Source organism: Coprococcus sp. LG101-27, from assembly GCF_027695515.1.
GTDB classification, from domain to species: Bacteria; Bacillota; Clostridia; order Lachnospirales; family Lachnospiraceae; genus Allocoprococcus; species Allocoprococcus comes.
In genome coordinates, this window is sequence record NZ_JAQEUJ010000002.1 from 50,828 (window position 1) to 67,764 (window position 16,937).

General features: G+C 42.6%; 18 protein-coding genes and 4 pseudogenes. 1 reads left to right on the top strand and 21 read right to left on the bottom strand.

The window, feature by feature from the left end:
* Positions 1-37: 37 nt before the first annotated feature.
* The 8 genes from PG766_RS02735 to PG766_RS02770 all read right to left on the bottom strand — a co-directional run bounded on the left by PG766_RS02735 (position 38) and on the right by PG766_RS02770 (position 5,654).
* A complete protein-coding gene (locus tag PG766_RS02735; protein ID WP_226853954.1) occupies positions 38-520 on the bottom strand; it encodes a gamma-glutamylcyclotransferase family protein in 483 nt (160 codons plus the stop codon).
* Positions 521-532: 12 nt separating this feature from the next.
* Positions 533-1,489, bottom strand: coding sequence for an amidoligase family protein (locus PG766_RS02740; protein ID WP_118626981.1), 957 nt, complete (start codon positions 1,487-1,489; stop codon positions 533-535).
* 2 nt (positions 1,490-1,491) lie between these two features.
* On the bottom strand, positions 1,492-2,787 hold the full coding sequence (dcm, locus tag PG766_RS02745) for a DNA (cytosine-5-)-methyltransferase (RefSeq protein WP_334304424.1): 1,296 nt from the start codon (positions 2,785-2,787) through the stop codon (positions 1,492-1,494).
* A 70-nt stretch (positions 2,788-2,857) separates the two neighbouring features.
* Positions 2,858-3,448 (bottom strand): hypothetical protein, encoded by a 591-nt coding sequence (locus tag PG766_RS02750; protein ID WP_226853952.1) that lies wholly within the window; start codon positions 3,446-3,448, stop codon positions 2,858-2,860.
* A gap of 154 nt (positions 3,449-3,602) precedes the next feature.
* The gene (locus PG766_RS02755; RefSeq protein ID WP_118626984.1) at positions 3,603-3,893 is read right to left on the bottom strand and encodes a plasmid segregation centromere-binding protein ParR; all 291 of its coding nucleotides are present in this window, start codon (positions 3,891-3,893) and stop codon (positions 3,603-3,605) included.
* Positions 3,890-4,798, bottom strand: coding sequence for a ParM/StbA family protein (locus PG766_RS02760; protein WP_195512899.1), 909 nt, complete (start codon positions 4,796-4,798; stop codon positions 3,890-3,892). The genes PG766_RS02755 and PG766_RS02760 overlap by 4 nt, the downstream gene beginning before the upstream one ends.
* A gap of 186 nt (positions 4,799-4,984) precedes the next feature.
* Positions 4,985-5,317 (bottom strand): DUF5720 family protein, encoded by a 333-nt coding sequence (locus PG766_RS02765; RefSeq protein WP_161169722.1) that lies wholly within the window; start codon positions 5,315-5,317, stop codon positions 4,985-4,987.
* Between the two features lie 40 nt (positions 5,318-5,357).
* Positions 5,358-5,654: a hypothetical protein gene (locus tag PG766_RS02770; RefSeq protein ID WP_227084812.1), complete on the bottom strand. Its 297-nt coding sequence runs from the start codon at positions 5,652-5,654 to the stop codon at positions 5,358-5,360.
* Between the two features lie 225 nt (positions 5,655-5,879).
* Between PG766_RS02770 and PG766_RS02775 the strand changes: the two genes are divergently transcribed.
* On the top strand, positions 5,880-6,116 hold the full coding sequence (locus PG766_RS02775) for a helix-turn-helix domain-containing protein (protein WP_005341369.1): 237 nt from the start codon (positions 5,880-5,882) through the stop codon (positions 6,114-6,116).
* Positions 6,117-6,445: 329 nt separating this feature from the next.
* Here PG766_RS02775 and PG766_RS02780 read toward each other — a convergent pair.
* The 13 genes and pseudogenes from PG766_RS02780 to PG766_RS17045 all read right to left on the bottom strand — a co-directional run.
* A pseudogene (locus PG766_RS02780) lies at positions 6,446-6,838 on the bottom strand (ATP-binding protein); the annotation flags it as partial.
* On the bottom strand, positions 6,835-7,584 hold the full coding sequence (locus PG766_RS02785) for a phage replisome organizer N-terminal domain-containing protein (RefSeq protein ID WP_097780040.1): 750 nt from the start codon (positions 7,582-7,584) through the stop codon (positions 6,835-6,837). The pseudogene PG766_RS02780 and the gene PG766_RS02785, both read right to left, overlap by 4 nt.
* Positions 7,574-7,786, bottom strand: coding sequence for a hypothetical protein (locus PG766_RS02790; protein WP_039891482.1), 213 nt, complete (start codon positions 7,784-7,786; stop codon positions 7,574-7,576). The genes PG766_RS02785 and PG766_RS02790 overlap by 11 nt, the downstream gene beginning before the upstream one ends.
* 185 nt (positions 7,787-7,971) lie before the next feature.
* Entirely contained in the window at positions 7,972-9,594 is a 1,623-nt protein-coding gene (locus tag PG766_RS02795; RefSeq protein WP_270590378.1) for a relaxase/mobilization nuclease domain-containing protein, read from the bottom strand.
* Positions 9,566-9,961: a plasmid mobilization protein gene (locus PG766_RS02800; protein WP_109056364.1), complete on the bottom strand. Its 396-nt coding sequence runs from the start codon at positions 9,959-9,961 to the stop codon at positions 9,566-9,568. Before PG766_RS02800 ends, PG766_RS02795 begins: the two co-directional genes overlap by 29 nt.
* 418 nt (positions 9,962-10,379) lie before the next feature.
* Positions 10,380-10,799, bottom strand: coding sequence for a winged helix-turn-helix domain-containing protein (locus tag PG766_RS02805; RefSeq protein ID WP_173821045.1), 420 nt, complete (start codon positions 10,797-10,799; stop codon positions 10,380-10,382).
* A gap of 206 nt (positions 10,800-11,005) precedes the next feature.
* Positions 11,006-13,168, bottom strand: a complete 2,163-nt coding sequence (locus PG766_RS02810) for a HelD family protein (protein WP_117500820.1) — start codon at positions 13,166-13,168, stop codon at positions 11,006-11,008.
* 686 nt (positions 13,169-13,854) lie between these two features.
* Positions 13,855-14,229 carry a hypothetical protein gene (locus PG766_RS02815; protein ID WP_002591345.1) on the bottom strand — a complete coding sequence of 125 codons (375 nt, stop codon included), beginning with the start codon at positions 14,227-14,229 and terminating at the stop codon, positions 13,855-13,857.
* A 156-nt stretch (positions 14,230-14,385) separates the two neighbouring features.
* Positions 14,386-15,525: pseudogene (locus tag PG766_RS02820) on the bottom strand (ABC transporter transmembrane domain-containing protein); the annotation flags it as partial.
* Positions 15,526-15,535: 10 nt separating this feature from the next.
* Positions 15,536-15,874 carry a nitrous oxide-stimulated promoter family protein gene (locus PG766_RS02825; protein ID WP_117527746.1) on the bottom strand — a complete coding sequence of 113 codons (339 nt, stop codon included), beginning with the start codon at positions 15,872-15,874 and terminating at the stop codon, positions 15,536-15,538.
* A gap of 1 nt (position 15,875) precedes the next feature.
* Positions 15,876-16,280 carry a YbaN family protein gene (locus PG766_RS02830; RefSeq protein WP_118198594.1) on the bottom strand — a complete coding sequence of 135 codons (405 nt, stop codon included), beginning with the start codon at positions 16,278-16,280 and terminating at the stop codon, positions 15,876-15,878.
* Between the two features lie 38 nt (positions 16,281-16,318).
* Positions 16,319-16,810, bottom strand: a pseudogene (locus PG766_RS02835) (ABC transporter ATP-binding protein); the annotation flags it as partial.
* A pseudogene (locus tag PG766_RS17045) lies at positions 16,800-16,934 on the bottom strand (iron chelate uptake ABC transporter family permease subunit); the annotation flags it as partial. The pseudogenes PG766_RS17045 and PG766_RS02835, both read right to left, overlap by 11 nt.
* Between the last annotated feature and the right edge of the window lie 3 nt (positions 16,935-16,937).

Genomic DNA, 16,937 nt, shown 5'->3' on the forward strand with positions numbered 1-16,937 from the left:
TAAAATACCGCAGAAGATGTTTCCTCTGCGGTACGTTTTATCTTGCATATCGATTTTTTTCTTTTTTTACTTCCTGTCTGGTACGTTTTACCGCTTCCATGACAGACTCCGTTGGAATCTGGTTATCCTTACATCCTTCCAGAATTCCATCCAGATAAAATTTCGACGGCCTTGCCGGAACATCTTTGTGCGGAGCGTTCATCATATATACAAACACTTCTTTCTCCACACCATCCCGATTTTTTACACGAATTGATTCTTTCCCATAAAAACTTGGAAATCCTTCATAAAAATCCAGACTCTTCTCACACGCTTCTGTGATTTTCCATAAGACTCCTTCGACATAGCTTCCTTTTTCCGGCAGTACCGTTGCTACTCCGTTACCCGGAGCCCTTCCTCGAAATGCCAGCCGATAATCTTCAAGCCGGACATTTTCCACAACTTCCGCAGCCGGACACCTGTACTTCATCTGCTCCAGATTCATGTTGCTGCCATAAGCGAAGTAATATCTATCTTCCATTCTTTCTCACCTCTATCTGACTCCTTCTGTCCTTTGATTTTTCTTCAAACACTCATACGTGCTTTTATCATATCTCCACGCAAGATCACCATCCAGATTTGCCAGCAGATGTTTTCGGACATTTTTATATTCATCTCCAATTAACCCAAGTCTCAATAAAAATGTACGAAATGTAAATGCCGGATTTTCTGATATCAGTGTCTTTTTCATCTGTGTAGATCTCTGATTGATCGCCTGTGCGGAAATGGCTAATGCCAATGTAATGTTTGCTCTTACCTTTCCTGCATGTAGTGTGCTTTCAAAACAGCGCCATTCCAAAGTTCCCTTGGAAAACACAGCATGAAGATTTAGAGCATAATAACGGGTATCATCATAATGGATATGACTTCTATCCCTGCCTCCATACCAGACATTTCTTACTCGGTCCATAGTGATTGACCTATTTGGTATTTTTCGGATTTTCTCCAATACCTCCGGTTGCACTCTCTGACAATAACTATTTGCTCTTCTCTCCTGCACTTTCAGAGCCTTGAACAGGATATCTTCCTTTGCATACATAATTGTCAATGCATTTTTCAGGCTTTGCGGTGTATGATTCGATGCATCTACATGAACATGCTGACCACAGGACTCATTTACAAAACCTCCATGCTGTCGCAGACAGCGTACTACTTCCTGTAACTTTCCCATTTCATCATAGGATAATTTCGGAGATACCATTTCTGTTGAATATTCTCCACTTGCATCTACAATTCGACCGTATACTTTCCGTTGTGTATAAATGCTTCCATCAGACATAAATTTCCACTTTTTTCCTTCCAAATCTATCACTGACCAGATTCCGTAGGTAGTGCCGTCATAATATGCTTCTGTTCCAAACATTTCAGCAACAACTTCTGCAGCACGTTGTCTGGTAATCCCTGTCATTTCGATTTCTGTGCCAAAGTATTGGTCTTTTATACCGATCATGCCTAATAGATTCCTTTCTCAGACACTTCCTGTGTGTTGAGTTCGGAGTCTGCCTTTTGTAACAATCTGCCAATTGCCTCGATAACATTGACAGTTACTCCGTTTCCAGCCTGTTTATAAAGCTGTGCGTCAGAAGTGCTGTCTATGATCTTATCAATCTGCCAGTCGTAATAACCCTGCAGACGCAGACATTCCCTCGGAACTAACCTTCTTATTCTGCCGTGATACAAGATGCCATGACGATCGGTTGCAGTAATTGTAAACATCGGTTCTTCGGGTTCTTTCATACGTCTGCCGTTCTGACGAACATTTTCTTTGGCTGGTGTAAGGACTGCTCTTGCCCCTTCTTCACTTAATACGCCGGAACATTCTCCTTTGTATTTGTGGATTCCGCATTGTCGGGTATTAAGGCTTCTGCATTCTTCAGTTATCAGTGGTGGCGGAGATAAATCTACAAAATGAAGTGTTCCCTGTTGGATACCTGTAGTCAGGGTATGTGCTATCCGATGTCCGACTCTTCCTCTCCTGCTGTTGAGATTCGCATAGCCTAAATCGATGCTGTCATCCTCTCTTGCAAGTTTGTAGCCGAGCTTTGTATTTTCTTTAATTGGAACACCCACATCATATAATCCTGTCTTTCCACCCATTCCTCCGGCTTGTGATGTCAAGGTACAGCTTAATCCTTTTGGACTGTAGACTCTTTTTCCCTGACTTCCTGCCCGGATTTGAACAAGAGCTGCTCCATTTGTTTCTGGTTCAGGTAATACTTTTCCGGCACATCTGAAATCAAGATATCCGACAATATACACCCGCTTTCTTGCTTGGGGGACTCCGAAATCCTTGCTGTTAAGCACTTTCCATTCGACATGGTACCCCAGTTCAGAAAGCGTACTGAGGATGGTGCAAAACGTCCGGCCTTTGTCATGCGATAACAAACCGGGAACATTTTCAAGGATAAAATACGAGGGTCTTTTAGCTTCAAGAATCCGGGCAATTTCAAAAAAGAGAGTTCCTCTTGCGTCAGCAAATCCTTCTCGCTTTCCGGCGATAGAGAATGCCTGGCAAGGAAATCCTGCACAGAGTAAATCAAAATCTGGCATTCGTTCTGGTTCAATTGTTCTTGCATCACTACAATACCACTCCCCTTCTGTGTCAAACAGCAATCGGTAGTTCTTATCCGCATAAGTATCCACCTCGCAATGTCCGACACAGACAAAGTTTCCTGCCCGTCTTAAGCCTTCACGGAATCCCCCGATTCCGCTAAAGAGATCAAAAAATTGAATGGTTGCGGCTATCAACCTCCTTTTTGCTGATAAAAACAGGCGGCATGATTTCTCATACCGCCCTTCGTTATTCTGTATCAATTAGTTACCATTCTGTTTGTTCTTCTGCTTTGGTTTCTTCTTCCAGATCAGTTTCTCTTTCTGGTTCAGTTTCCTCTTCCGGTTCGCTTTCCCCTTCAGGTTCGTTTTCCTCTTTTGGTTCGCTCTCTCCTTCCGGTTCGTTTTCCTCTTTCGGTTCGCTCTCTCCTTCTGGCTCGCTTTCCTCTTCTGGTTCACACTCCCCTTCCGGCTCAGTGCTTTCTTCCGGTTGAGTTTCTTCTGTTCCCGATTCTTCGGTTGTCTGTTCGGATTCTTCAGGCTGTTCTTTGCTTTGCCATTCTGCCTCTGCCTTTTCCAGCGCTTCTTCTATAATCTGAATTAAGAAGTCTTTCTGTTTCATGTGTTTCTGTCCGATGACTACTTTTAATCTCTGGAATAACTCCTCTGATACCTGTACTGCTACTGTTCTTACTGCTCCCATGCTTATTTCTCCTTTTCCTTCCAGTCTGTTGAAATGTTCTTCAATGACCTGTTGTAAAAATTTTTGTGTGCTGCTTTCTGTGAGTTCGATCTCTTCTCTTACTTTTTCATGTAAGTCCATCGGGATCTTTCCGCAGATATTTTTCATCTCTGCCATAACTTTTCTCCTTTCTCTTTCGCTACACACAACATACTCCAAAGCCGCATGGAAAGCTATTCACAATACCCACCAAAGATAACGATACATTTCTGTCCTTACCCCTAGCAGATCCAACAATGTATGTATCGTGCAATCATAGGCCTCACCCCCTTTACAAATTTTCCATTTGAGATAAAAAATCCATCATCTGAGCTGGTATTTCTTCCGATGATGGTTTCGTTTTCAATTGTTCCGTAGTGCCACATATTCCTAATTCCCGAACACTTTCTTTTATCGTCTTTTGAATGACTTCTTCCAGCCATTTCCGATCCTCTTTTTCCAGAATTGCCTGAACCAGATACTGGCTTTTCTGCCCTTCTGGAACACTTTGAAATTTCTCCCATGCCCTCTGGTGTTCTGGATTTTTCAGGTTTGGGCGGAACGAATATACCGGACGTGTCATCTCGCCCACATCTGCTCTACAATCCGTTCATACCCTGTTGCGTTGGCATGGACGTCCTCTATAAAAACGGGGCGGCAAATCGCGTCCTGTGCGGTCACGTGGCGTTTTAAAATTGCGGAGCCTCCACCCATAAATACGGTTGGTACTGCCCGGAGATCAAACCCAGATTCTGTCACCGCAGACAATATTCTTTCTATATATTTCCGTCCGCTTTCCTGTATAATCCGTCTGACCTCCTCTGCCATACTGCAAGATTCCCCCCGAAGCACACGCTCAATTTGAGTTTCTGTTACAGACAGTCCGGTATTTCTACGCACCTGTTCTGCTGTCTCATCAATACATCGGATCACTCCAAGCTCCAAACTCCTGCACGTTGCTGCATTCGGAACAGCATTGTCCAGCCTCATAAGGTCAACGGTCCAGCCACCAATATCAACAAGCAGAACAGACGGTTCATTTTTCAGATACTCTGGATGAAGAGCAAGCGCAGAGTATCCCTGTGGGAACAGTTTCACATCTTTTATTGTTATCTCATATAATTCACTTTCATATAAAAATCGCACTGGCTGCTCTTTCCGCAACAGATACTCCCTGAATCCCTGTTTCTCTCTTCCGAAACTTGAAAGCGGAAGTCCGACAGCCAGAATTACCTCTGTCTTTCGTTCCGCTTTCCGATGCTTGATTTCTTCTGCAATGGCTGCCAACGTCAGCAGATAATAATTATCATTGGACGTTTTATTTTTTACCAGCGTCTGTCTTCCCGTACCACAGACATAATACTTTCCCTGATACTGCAGAACATTCTGCATGGTATACGGCTCGTAATCATACCTGATAATTCCACTTGGGAAAGACACTTGTCTTGTTTTTATTGCATAATAGCCATGATCAATTCCTATGATTATCGCAATCACATCCTTTCATTTTTCTGTTTAACGTAATGTCAAAAATGCTTTCACTGCTGCAACGGATCGTTGCAAAAGTGCCATTCGTGAACACTTTTCTATGTTCCAGTGTCCCAAAACCTGCGGAAAATCTGGCTTTTTTATACCACTATCGCCAGAGGAACACTACTGTTCCTTCCCAGCCGGTTATAAAAGATCCCTCTCCCGGTGGCGGTTCGGCCTGTCCGGGGGAGGGATATATCGCAAGTTTCCTTTTTGAACAATTGCCTGTCTTTTTATTTTTATGAGATGTTTTTCCTGCTTTTGTAAAATGGGAAGATACTCCGGTTCTGACAAAAACTTCCGTATATAATTCCCCTTTTCTCCCAGCCTGTTATCATTTTCTAACAGCTCCATTTCCACCATGTAATGGGTATCTGGATGAAATCTCTTCTCACACAAAATGCTGTCCCCTTTTATATAATCAGATTTAGCCGATTCTCTTGCTGCCGCCAAGAGTTCATAAATACTTACTTCCACCTCTTATCACCTCCCAAAAGACCAGAAAAAAGCAGACCTCTTAATCGAAGTCTGCTCCTGTCGGATATGGTAATCCTCTTTCTTCATATTTTTTATCGATATAATTTCGAATCCATTCCCTGTATTCTTCCGTTAATGCCAGTTCCTGAAATTCTAACAACCACTTTTCCCCTTTTGCTTCGTCATCAAGCCATCGATCTTCTATGCACTCCGGCTCATCTAACATTTTCATCATCGCTTCAAATGGCTCTTTTACATCATCACCAAATTCTTTCCATAAGGCGATTCCATAGTTCTCCAGTTCAAAAAATTCTGTCAGATATGTCAATCGTTCCATATCCCCCAATGTCATTCTTTTTTTACCTGACAATAATGCTCGATCTCTTTTGCCACATAGATTTAAAAATTTTCTCTTTTCCATCTCCACATCCATTATACTTTTACCTCTTCCTGTTAAAAATAATTCCTTATTACGAAACATTATAAAATTTAAATTCTTTAGAATCAATATATATGTTTCTGTATTACGAAACTTTTTATTTTATAAGGGGAGTTCATCATTATGCAAAAGATTAGACCAGATATGGATATTGGTAAAAATATCCAAGCAATTCGATATAAAAACAATATGACTCAAGACCAAGTAGTTGCAAAATTAAATCTTATGGGTATCTCCATCACCAAAAGTACCTATGCCAAACTGGAAACAAATCGCATGAACATTAAGGCATCTGAATTAGTTGCACTTGCAAAACTCTTTCATACCGATATCAATGCTTTCTTTTCCGGCTTGCTATAGTTCGACATTCCCCGACTCCCTGTGTATATAATAGCATATTAAAAATAAGAACCAGTCTATATTCTTATCGGATATAAACCAGTTCTTTTTTCTTATCAAATAATATAAAAGTGACAGGGAATTCAGATTCTTATCTTCTGTCACTCATGTAATTATTATTCTATTTTAAATTTAATGAATTTACCCATTCTTGAATTTCTTTTTTCAATGTTATTTTCTATATAAACGTCATACACATTTTTCCACATTATCTGTGTATACTGTTATTTTCAACCCCATAATTATAACTTGGTACACGCTATACACTACTATAAACTGTACTCCATTTTAAGGTAGCCGATATTTTCAGCCTGCATGGTTTCCCAGCTATCCACATAAAAGCGAGCGGTTTCGGTCTGCGGGTTTCTGCCGTTGTCATGCTCAAATGTCCAGTTCCGCATAGCGGGGTCGGTAAAGCCCCGGCGTTTCAAGTCCTCCACTTTTTCAAGGTGCTTCTGTCGACTTTCAGCGGCTTCCCGTTTTTCACGGGCTGCCCGGTGGCAGTCGCACTCTGCCGGGTGTCGGTCATGCCCTAACCATTGGGCGGTTTCTTTTGGAAAGTATGCTTCTTTTGGCGTATGGCACTTGCCGCAGTATAAAAGCCCGTCCTCGCCTGTGTAGTCCTCCGCTTCGGAGGTAGTGGCTGTAATGTCCGTAATCATAGCTTCAATCTCGTTTTTCATAAGCTCTCGCCCTCCTTGCATGAATAATCGGGTATGCCCTGTTTTGGGGCAGCCTTGCCTTTTGTAGCGTCCTCCTGCGCCCACTTGTAAATGGTGGCTGCATGGCTGTGGTACTGCTTCCCGGTGGAAGCGATATGGCAGGAAAGCCGGTCAATATAATACTCCCACTTGTCGGGCAGCTCTGTTTTCAGCCCGGAAAGCTCTGTATCGGTCAGTATCACATTGTTGTATCTGCCATAAGCGGCGGGGGCGGGGTGTCCCGTTTCTCCCTCTCTCTCTTTTTCTATCTCTATCTCTTTCTCTAACTCTATCTCTTTCTCTGGTGGACGAATGTCGGACAAATGTCCGCCTTTTGTCCGTGGCGGTAAAAGTGCCTTGTTTTCCAGCCTTGCAGCCCGTTTTCGCTCGGCTTCGGTAGAGGACTGTCCTATCATCAACTCAATGTCGGTCATATAGAAAGCCCCGCTGTCAAGCTGCTCCACAAGCCCCAACTGCCGGAAAATCTCCAAAGCCCTCTCAACCGTTCCTATCTGGTGGCGGGTCAGTGTCGCTATCATCTGCGCTGTGTAGGGGATATGCTCGTCAAGCTGCAATTTCCCGCCGTTTTTCAGCGATTTTAAGTACAGCTTCAAGAGGATATTGGAGTATAAAATCCCATCTTTCATATCTTCCAGCAGCACAATGGAGTCGCTGTCAAAAAAGTTCTCTTTCAGCTTGAGGTAATAATATTTGCGGTTATCTGCCATTGTCCCTGTCCTCCTTTTTCCGGCGTTTGGAGTAGTAGTGGGGGCAGAGTATGATAATCGCCCGGAAGCTCTGCTTGCAGCTATGGGTACAGCCCCGGCAGAGGTCATTGTATGTGATACGGTCGCAGGTGGAATTCCCGACTTTCACTTGCCGCAGGAAAAAAGACCATTCCAGCCGCCGTTTCTTGCTCATTCTTGGCATGGGTGCGCTCCTTTCTGCCGTTTCCGCTGGTGTGGCGGTATCGGCGGTAATTCTGTATCATCTCGGTATCATTTTCGGGGTTTTTCTGCCCTATAAGCCCGTTAAAAAATCCTTTGGTATTTGCGGATAGGGTACGGGGCAGCCCCCTTGTTCTGTATAGGTTCGGGTACATTTTGGGGCGGTTTTTATCGTTCCTGTTCCTGCCTTTTCACAGGCTTGCGCTCCCGGTGTAAAATCTGGTCGATATTGCCCTTGACAGTCTGTAAGCGGCGGTATTCCTCCCGTTTTGCCCGGTAATCGTTGTAGCCGCTGTTTTTCTCTTGGATAAGGGTTTCAATCTCTGCTTGCAGGGCTTTATAGCTCGGCAGCTTGGAAATGCCGTTCTCCCTGAAATAGCGGGCGGCTGCGTCTGCTATGATAAAGTCGCTTTCGTACTTCTGACGGTAGGCTGCTTTTGCTTTGGCGTTTTTCTGCTGTTTCAGCCCGTCCCGGACAGGGCGGGTCTTGGAATAGGCAAGCACCTGTCGTTGCAGCTCCTTTTTCCCGTTCAGCGTCTTTTCCACCTGCTTCAGCTCTGCAAGGCTTTCCTGCATGGCGGCATAGGCGGCAGAACAGGCTTCGTCCAGTTCCTCCGGGGAAGAAAAGCCGTACTGCTGGTAGGCGGTAACGGTAGCCGCCATTTGCTTTAGATTGTACTTTGCCGCCCAGCGGTCATAGCCCACGCCCTTGCCCTCGGCTCGCTTGGCTTCCCGGTCAACCATGCGCTGCAAGGTGTTGTCTGCCGGGGTGGTTTTTGTGGTTTTTTCCCCTTGTGACGGCTTTTTAACTGCGGCAGGGTATTCGGGTATGGCTTTGGTCTGTTCGGCGGCTCTGCGGGCGTTCTGTGTAAGCAGGGCAAGGACAGCAGCCTTGTCAAAATCGTCCCCCAGCTTCCGGGCTGTGATAGGCTTTGTCCTGTCCGGCGTGAGGTAGGAAAGCCGCCCTCGGCTCTCCTTGACGGTCACACCCTCACGCAGCAAAAGGGAAGAAAACTCGTCAAAGCTGGTAGCTTGAGAAAGTGTCTGCCGTATCGTCCGGCGCAGCTTCGCCTTGTCCGTTTCAAACTTGGTGGGCTTGGTCGGCTGTCCGGCGGCTTCTCTGGCGGCGTTCTCTTTATCAAGGGCAAGCTGCCCTTTCTTTGCCGCCCAGTATTCCCGTTCCGTTATCCGTTCCTTGCTGCCGCTTAGGAGGTCGATTTGGTAAAGCCCCTCCCGGTGGCACATCTCCATGACTTCACTCTTGAAATATTCCATAGCGGCGTTGGTGCAGCGGTGCTTGCAGCCCTCCCGTGTATCGGCTGGTCTGTCCATGTAGGGCAGAAGCGGGACTTCATAAATCCGCAGGGAGTTGATGACGATATGCACATGGATATTGCCGCTGTGGTTATGCCCGTCCGGGTGGGTGCATACAAGGGCTTGGTGTCCGGGGAAATGCTCTTTACAGAACTTCTCGCCCAGCTCCTGCGCCTGGTCTACGGTCAAGCCGTTGTCTGTCCCGTCCCGTGGGTCAAAGCTGATGATATAGTGGTGGCTTTTCACATCTTCCCGTTTTTGATTTTTCTCATAGCGGAGATTCGCCCGCATACAGGCAACAGCGAAATCCTCGCCCCCGCAGTTGAGGGAAGAAATGCGGTAATCCTCCCTCGGTATCAGCCGCCCGTTTCCATCAAGGGTGGGCTTCATGGTAAACTCGTCATGCTCAAATGTGAGGTAGGCTTCCGCTGCGCCATAGTCGGCATTTTTAGAGCTGATATGTTTGAATGTTGCCAACAGCGTCACCCACTTTCTGCAAGATTTCAAACTTTAGGGCAGCAAGGTCGGAAACCGCCGCCCGTACCTCCCCGGCAAGCTGCGGGTAGGGGCTGTGCCACTCGTTCAGCGTCCGGGCTATCTGGTTTAAGTTGCCGCCGATCCTGCCGTATTCGGCGGTCAGCTTCCCAACAGCGGCAAGCAGCTCATCATTGACGGGAGAAACGGTTATGATGGGGCGTATGGCTGCCCCGGTTATGGCTTGCCGGATAAACTCGGCTTGGCTCATGTTGTAGGCAGAAAGCCTTTCTGCAAACTCGGCGTATTCTTCCTCGGTCATGCGTGTTTTGACTACCCGGCTGCGGTGCGGTGTGTTGTATCGTTTCATGGTCGACAGACCTCCTTTCTGTGTATGGTGTCCTCTCACTAATAGGAGAAAAACAGGGTGTGAAGCGGAACTGTTTTTGAAAAATCCGAAAAAATATTTTGAGGGATTTTTAAGCGGCGTAAGCCGCATGGCAGGGTTTGGGGAAGGCACTCCCCAACAAGATTCCCGCAGGGGCAAAATGAGCGATAAGCGAATTTTGGTACTGCGGTAGAATCTTGCTCTAAGAAAACGGCGAAACTCCCCCTTTACTCCTTACTACGCAGAGAAATGCAAATATGGCAAAGTTTTGAAAAACTTTTTGATAAAACTTTTCGACAAAGCTGGAAAATCAGCGCGGTTTTTGGCGCAAAAAAACAGGAAACCTTTTCTGATTTCCTGTCATGGTATGCCGCTGTAACGGGCGGCGGTTATTCTGTTGTCATTCCCCGGAAGCAAACTTGTAGCCCATACCTAAAACGGTTTTTATGTAAATGGGCTTGCGGCTGTCCGGCTCTATTTTTTTCCGCAGGTTGTAAATCACATTTGCAACGCTTGACTGGCAGCTTTCACTTTCCATGTTCCAAACGGCTTCAAATATTTGTGTCCGTGTGAGGACAATGCCGGGGTTGGAAGCAAGATATACAAGGGTACTGTATTCAAGGCGGGTAAGGCTTACTTCCTCCCCGTCTTGAAATACCCGGCGTTGGTTCTGCTTTATTTCCAGTCCCGGAAAAGATAACACGGAAGCGGTTGTGATCTGCATGGGTTCAATCTGTATATAATCAGATATTGCCGATATGATTTTGTCAATCGCTGTTTCCTCTTGTTCGTTAAGTGTCAGCAGTAGTAATTTCCCCATGTTCATTACCTCTTTTATCCGTTGAATTTAAACTATATTTTTCTGTCGTGTTTTTGACAGTAAGCAACAAATATATATGATAGAGAGCGTAATGTCAATTTAATGCCATTAAAAGAGAAAGATGGTCTGTCTAATTATTATCATTTTGTTCATATGCACTTACGCTGCGTTTGGCATTTAGGCAATTCAATATATTGTAAATTTATCTATATCAGCGGGCTAACCTCATTTTCACAAAATAAGCTAAGTTTGTGAAGCGCTCTTGTGCAGGCAACATATAAGAGGTTTTTATCATCTTCATCATGGTAGTTTTGGCTATCTGCATCACAAATTAAGACAGTATCAAATTCTAATCCCTTTGACATATATACTGGTAAGATAAACACGCCTTGTAAATCTGATACGCTCCCATTTTTAATTAATTGAATATCAAGTTTGTGTTTAATTTTATTAAATAGATAGGTTGAATTTTTTTCGGTTTTACAAATTAAGCATATCGACTGAAACCCTTTCTCTTGGCATAATTTTATTTCCTTAACAATTTCATCAATGAAGATTTCGGAATTATCAGCAATATATACTTTTGGGCTATCGCCATTCCGATTAAAACTTTTTATCTGTGAACTTTGTTCAATGAACTTTAAACTAAAATTTAAAATTTCATTCGTACAACGGAAACTTTTATCCAACATAATAAGAGAAGATTTTTTCTTGTTCAATATTTTTTGAATTTGTTCGTAGAAAGAAATATCTTCTTTTTTGGCAAGAGTCTGTTTCATATCTCCTAAAATAGTAAATTTGGCATTAGAAAAAAGCAAATTAAATATTTCATATTGGAGAGGGTAGTAGTCCTGTGCTTCATCAATGACTACCTGCTTAATATTTTTATATTTATTTGTTCCGTATATTTTTAAATACAAATAAGCGATTGCTATTGCGTCATCATAATACAAGCTGTCTGCTTCCAAATTTTCCTTAGTATATTTCCAAATATTTTTTATGTTTTGTGACGGATTGCTATTTTGCAGCAGGCTATAAAAATAGGCTTCATTGCTAAATAATATTTTATATAATTCAACAATGTCAATTTTTATAAATTTCTGTATTTCCTGCTTGATTAGATTTTTTTCTTCTTTATGCCCCCGCCCTTTTCCTGTTCCAAATATTTGTTCTAAAATATAATCTTCTAATTGTTCTAATTTTATGCCTAATGGTGTTTCTGGTCTTCCTAATATCTTGTCTTTTAGAATTTGCCCGCTTACAACGCATTTTCCCTCATAATAAACATCTTCAAATTCTATCCACTGGCGGGGTATATCAATGAGAAATTGGTCTAAAATTTCCCTAAAAAAACTTGACGTTTTAAATTCTATACTATTTCTTGAAATTTCCTTGTATTTTGAATTGACAATCAAGTTTTCTAAAAAATCATTTCTTGACTGAATTTTCCTGCCATTTAATAACTCACTAAGTATATCTTCAAACACGGAAGAAATAACATTATCTTCTCCCAATTCGGGCAATACATTTGAAATATATTGCTCAAATATAGAATTTGGGGAAATAATCATAATGTTATTTGCGGACAGCTTTGTTTGTAAACCTTGATACATAAGATAAGCAGCCCGGTGGAGAGCAATAGAGGTTTTTCCACTTCCCGCTACACCCTGTACCATTAGCAGGTCATTTTCCATATCTCTAATAACCACGTCCTGTTCATGCTGAATTGTTTCAACAATAGCTTTCATTTTAGCAGTAGTGTTTTGTGACAGTAATTGCCTTAAAAATTCATCAACAATCTGAACATCTGAATCAAAAAAATATTCCAGTATTCCGTTTTTTATTTCATATTGGCGTTTCAAATTGAGTTCACCTGTTACTCGTCCACATGGAGCGTCATAAAACGCTTCGCCTGTCATAAAACGATAGAAAACACTGGCAATCGGCGATCTCCAATCATAAACATACATCTCTTGATAGCTGTTTTTTCGTAGAGAAGAACGTCCAATGTATATTTTTTCAAATTCGTCCTCATCATCAAATTTAAAATCAATTCGGGCAAAATAGGGCGATTTTATCATCTTTTCTAACAGAAGTATTTTATGTTCTTCTTCTTCATAATCTATAATTTTGTCTGTAACAGGATTGATATATTGGCTTAATTCAACAAGTGCCTCGAAACCGTCTGATGTGTACAGTGATGTAATGCCGTGTTCTGTATTTTCACGCACATCTTTTTTGGCTTCGATAATTTCTGATTTCTTTTTGTCTGCCGCTTCTTTTGCCTGCTTTAATTGTTCCTCGGCTAAAGAGATTGTTTGTGCTAATCTTTTTTCTTCAAACGCTTTTTCTGTCTGATTATTCCCCATAATGATTATGACCTCCTTGAAAAATGAAAGAAAGTTTTACTGAAACATTGCTAGGCTAGTTTAGCATGTGTCAGCTTATATAAACAGTCTTGTATTTATAAAATTTGTATGGTATTATTATAGTGGGAAGAAGTATGTTAGATATTTGATTTCTGCAAGCATATCAATTCTAATACGGACGTGTAATTTAAGCAATAAACAAATTGGGACAAAGCAGTTATACCGCTATGTCCCAATTTGCTATTACTCCATATCTTCAGCAGACAGAAACACAAGCCCGACAAATTCTTCCTCAATCAGTTTCTTCAACTTTTCCACTGTGCTCTATGCAGGCTCCCGTATCTCCATTCCAACCTATAATCTCTTTCTGTAAAAGCAAATCTTGTTCTGTGAAAAAATGAGTTGGATTCCGTAGTAGTCGGCATTGTGCGTAATGTGTATAACTGACTGTATCATGGAATTGTGGGTAACTCTGTTTGCAGGACGTGGGAAAGCTGCACTTTAGCTTTTCCATGTGCTGTGAATAGAGTTATCCATGATTCCATAGCCTGTTATGCACATTTCCACAATGTTTGTCTTTTGGTCGTTGGTTCGGAAAAGAAAAGCCCTGTATGTTATTATATACAGAGCCATTCTAATCTTTTTTTATCCACTACATAGAGCGTTTCCTTTCTGCAAAATTCATTTTACAGAGTGATACCCGCCTTTTTTGCAAAGTAGTCTTTTCTCCCGGTAAGCTCTGACTGTTTTTCCTTTGGAAGATTGTTGAATAAATCATCATAAAGAACATCAGCTAACTGCATTTCTCTCGCAAGCAAAAATACATTTAGACTAAGCCATTCCTCCCAAAGCCCCTCAAATAAGCTGTTACTGTCTGTATAGGTGTCAAGCTCCTCAAAGCCATGTGACGCTGTATAGCATTGCAGTTTAACAAAGCCATACCTACCAACATCAACCAACAAAATATCTTCGTCCTCTATTTCGTACAGTTCCTCAAACACATCAATCACTTTGCGACACTTTTCCCGTTCTTCCTCTGTGATATATACTGTTTTTTCCATGCTCAATTACCTCTATCCTTTCAAATTGTGGAATACTGTTTTCAGTTTTCTTCTACTTCTGAACCACATATTTGAAATGCCATATATGCCATTTTATACGGAATAGAGGTTGGCTGTCTGCATTTATCAGTGTGTTACTTTATGGCACATGAGCATTGCTGCAAGGATTCCTGCAATCGTACTCTTACCACATCCGGATTCACCAACCAGAGATACAAAACTTCCTGCCGGAAGATTCAGATTGATTCCTTTTAAAATCTCTCTGTCCTCTTCATAAGAAAAGTGCACATCTTTTAATGTAACATCTAACGCGACCTCCGGCAGTATTTTTTCTCCAGCCTGTGGTTCCGGTAAATCTAAAATCTTGAAAATCTTATCACTCGCTGCCATACCATTCATTGCGATATGGAAGAATGAACCAAGCAGTCTGAGCGGCAGGAAAAACTCGCTGGCAAGCAGAACGATACATAACGTTCCTGCCACGCTGATATTTCCTTTTAAGAATTCGGACACCGCGACTGCCATACCGATCGCTGCTCCACCATACGCCACAATATCCATCACGCTGGTTGAATTGAGCTGCATGGTCAGCACCTTCATCGTAATCTTACGGAAGTTCTGGGATTCCACATCCATCTCGTCTGCTTTCTGCTGGTCTGCCTGATAAATCTTCAGTGTGGTAAGTCCCTGTAAATTTTCAAGGAACGAATCTCCCAGTCCAGTATAGATGCTCCAATACTTATTCAGTAATTTCTTTGCAATCTTCTGTACCACCACGATAGAAATCGGGATCAGCGGTACACAGATCAGCAGGATCACACTCGCTTTCAGGCTCACTCTGCAAAGAATGATAAATAATGTCAGTGGTGCGATCAGGCTATAAAATAATTGTGGAAGATATTTTCCAAAGTATGTTTCCAACTGCTCCACACCCTCAGTTGACACCTGTACGACCTCCGAAGAGGATACCTGCTCACTGTAGGAAGCTCCCAGCTTTAACATTTTCTCATAAATCTTTTCACGTAGAATTCGCTTTACATCCACACATGCCAGATAGGAAGACCTTGCTCCCATCCGTTCACATACGAACCGGATCACCACAACCAGGACTAAAATCAGTATCGTCCGTTCAATGATCGGTACGGTTACTGCCCGGTACACGACCCGTTCCAGTAAATCTGCGATAGAAAAGACTGCCAATACCTGCGACAGGAGGGCTGCCCACTGCCACAAAATCGTATACACGATATACTTTTTTGCGTGGGACAACAGCCCCACCAGTCTTGTTTTAATCATAAGTAACTCCTTACTTTTTCTTCTCTTTGTTGCTACACACCAGATGCCAGATAGCAAGCACCGGATGATACAACAGCATCCTTGGTCCTGAAAACCGCATAACCTGCCTGATCTGTTCTCTCATCTCCGGCTTATAACAATGTACCTTACAATTCGCACAAAACGTCTTTTCTTCCATAAATGGACACTTTTGACTTCTTTGTTTTGCATAATCCGAAAGTTTTTGACAGTCAGGACACATCTGCCCTTCCTGTCTTTTTTCTTTCGGATGTTTTTTTCGGCAATACAGCCGGATCATCTCTTCCACGACATACTGTTCTTTCTGCCGTTTCTTTTCTACTTTGTCCATCTTACTCTACGCTTTCTGCCATTTCAGCTTCAGGCTTTTCTGTCTTAACTCTTAAGAAGAAGTAAAACAGGTGGCATACCCACACAACTGCGATACAGATTCTTCCGATTGGTACATTCTTCATACAGATAAAGCCGATTGCCATGACTACCGTTACCATTCCGATAATCTTGCATTTTGTTCCCATTGTCATGGCTCTTTTCTGAACAAAACTGTCCAGATGTTTCTTATAAAGATTCGTTCCTATGAACCAGTCGTGCAGTTTCTTAGAACTCTTTGCAAAACAAAACAGTGTTGCCATATAAAACGGAACGGTTGGCAGGATAGGAAGTACAATTCCTATCGTACCAAGTCCCAGACAAAGAAATCCAAGCACGATCCATACTACTTTTAAAGGATTTTTCATCTTCTTACACCGCCAATACAAATTTTCTGCCATCAACCCTTGTCACGATATTCTGTCAGATTGGTTACTTCCAATGCCCACTGGATCATACGCTCATCTTCGGCACTGTCTCCCTGCATCATTTTCTTATGAGGGGTTCTTCCGAATGCCACCAGATTCTCAACAGTGATATCGTCTGATGCACTGTTATACTGTTGAACAATCGCAACCTTTCTGGCAAATTCTTTTAAATTCAGGTTCTGGATGTTTTTACCCTTAAGGAAAATGTTCCCCTTTCTCGGATAGAGGTTCTTTGTCATCAGGGAAAACAGTGTGGATTTACAGCATCCGTTTGCTCCCATAATCGTTGTTATTTTACCTTCTTCAATCTTCAGGGATACGCCCTTTAAGACTTTATTTTTTCCATAGGAAAAATGCAGGTCTCTGACTTCCATCGCAGGCTTGTCTGCCCACTTATCCGCTTTTTTCACTTTCTTTACTGCTTCATTTTCTGTAGAAGTCAAATCCATATTCTTTTCTTTACTTCCCATACTTCTTAGACCTCCTTAACAGAATGATGAAGAATGGACCTCCGACCACACTCATAATGATGAATGCAGATACCTCATACGGAGCGGCTATCGTTCTTCCGATGGTATCTGCCAACAGGAATGTAAC

Bases quoted from the DNA above. Each gene is read 5' to 3' on its own strand.
- PG766_RS02810 (WP_117500820.1), bottom strand. From the start codon at position 13,168: ATGGGGAATAATCAGACAGAAAAAGCGTTTGAAGAAAAAAGATTAGCA.
- PG766_RS02825 (WP_117527746.1), bottom strand. From the start codon at position 15,874: ATGGACAAAGTAGAAAAGAAACGGCAGAAAGAACAGTATGTCGTGGAA.
- PG766_RS02805 (WP_173821045.1), bottom strand. From the start codon at position 10,799: ATGGGGAAATTACTACTGCTGACACTTAACGAACAAGAGGAAACAGCG.
- PG766_RS02785 (WP_097780040.1), bottom strand. From the start codon at position 7,584: ATGGCAGATAACCGCAAATATTATTACCTCAAGCTGAAAGAGAACTTT.
- PG766_RS02735 (WP_226853954.1), bottom strand. From the start codon at position 520: ATGGAAGATAGATATTACTTCGCTTATGGCAGCAACATGAATCTGGAG.
- PG766_RS02770 (WP_227084812.1), bottom strand. From the start codon at position 5,654: ATGGAACGATTGACATATCTGACAGAATTTTTTGAACTGGAGAACTAT.
- PG766_RS02740 (WP_118626981.1), bottom strand. From the start codon at position 1,489: ATGATCGGTATAAAAGACCAATACTTTGGCACAGAAATCGAAATGACA.
- PG766_RS02830 (WP_118198594.1), bottom strand. From the start codon at position 16,280: ATGAAAAATCCTTTAAAAGTAGTATGGATCGTGCTTGGATTTCTTTGT.
- PG766_RS02755 (WP_118626984.1), bottom strand. From the start codon at position 3,893: ATGACACGTCCGGTATATTCGTTCCGCCCAAACCTGAAAAATCCAGAA.
- PG766_RS02750 (WP_226853952.1), bottom strand. From the start codon at position 3,448: ATGGCAGAGATGAAAAATATCTGCGGAAAGATCCCGATGGACTTACAT.
- PG766_RS02815 (WP_002591345.1), bottom strand. From the start codon at position 14,229: ATGGAAAAAACAGTATATATCACAGAGGAAGAACGGGAAAAGTGTCGC.
- PG766_RS02775 (WP_005341369.1), top strand. From the start codon at position 5,880: ATGCAAAAGATTAGACCAGATATGGATATTGGTAAAAATATCCAAGCA.
- PG766_RS02800 (WP_109056364.1), bottom strand. From the start codon at position 9,961: ATGAAACGATACAACACACCGCACCGCAGCCGGGTAGTCAAAACACGC.
- PG766_RS02790 (WP_039891482.1), bottom strand. From the start codon at position 7,786: ATGCCAAGAATGAGCAAGAAACGGCGGCTGGAATGGTCTTTTTTCCTG.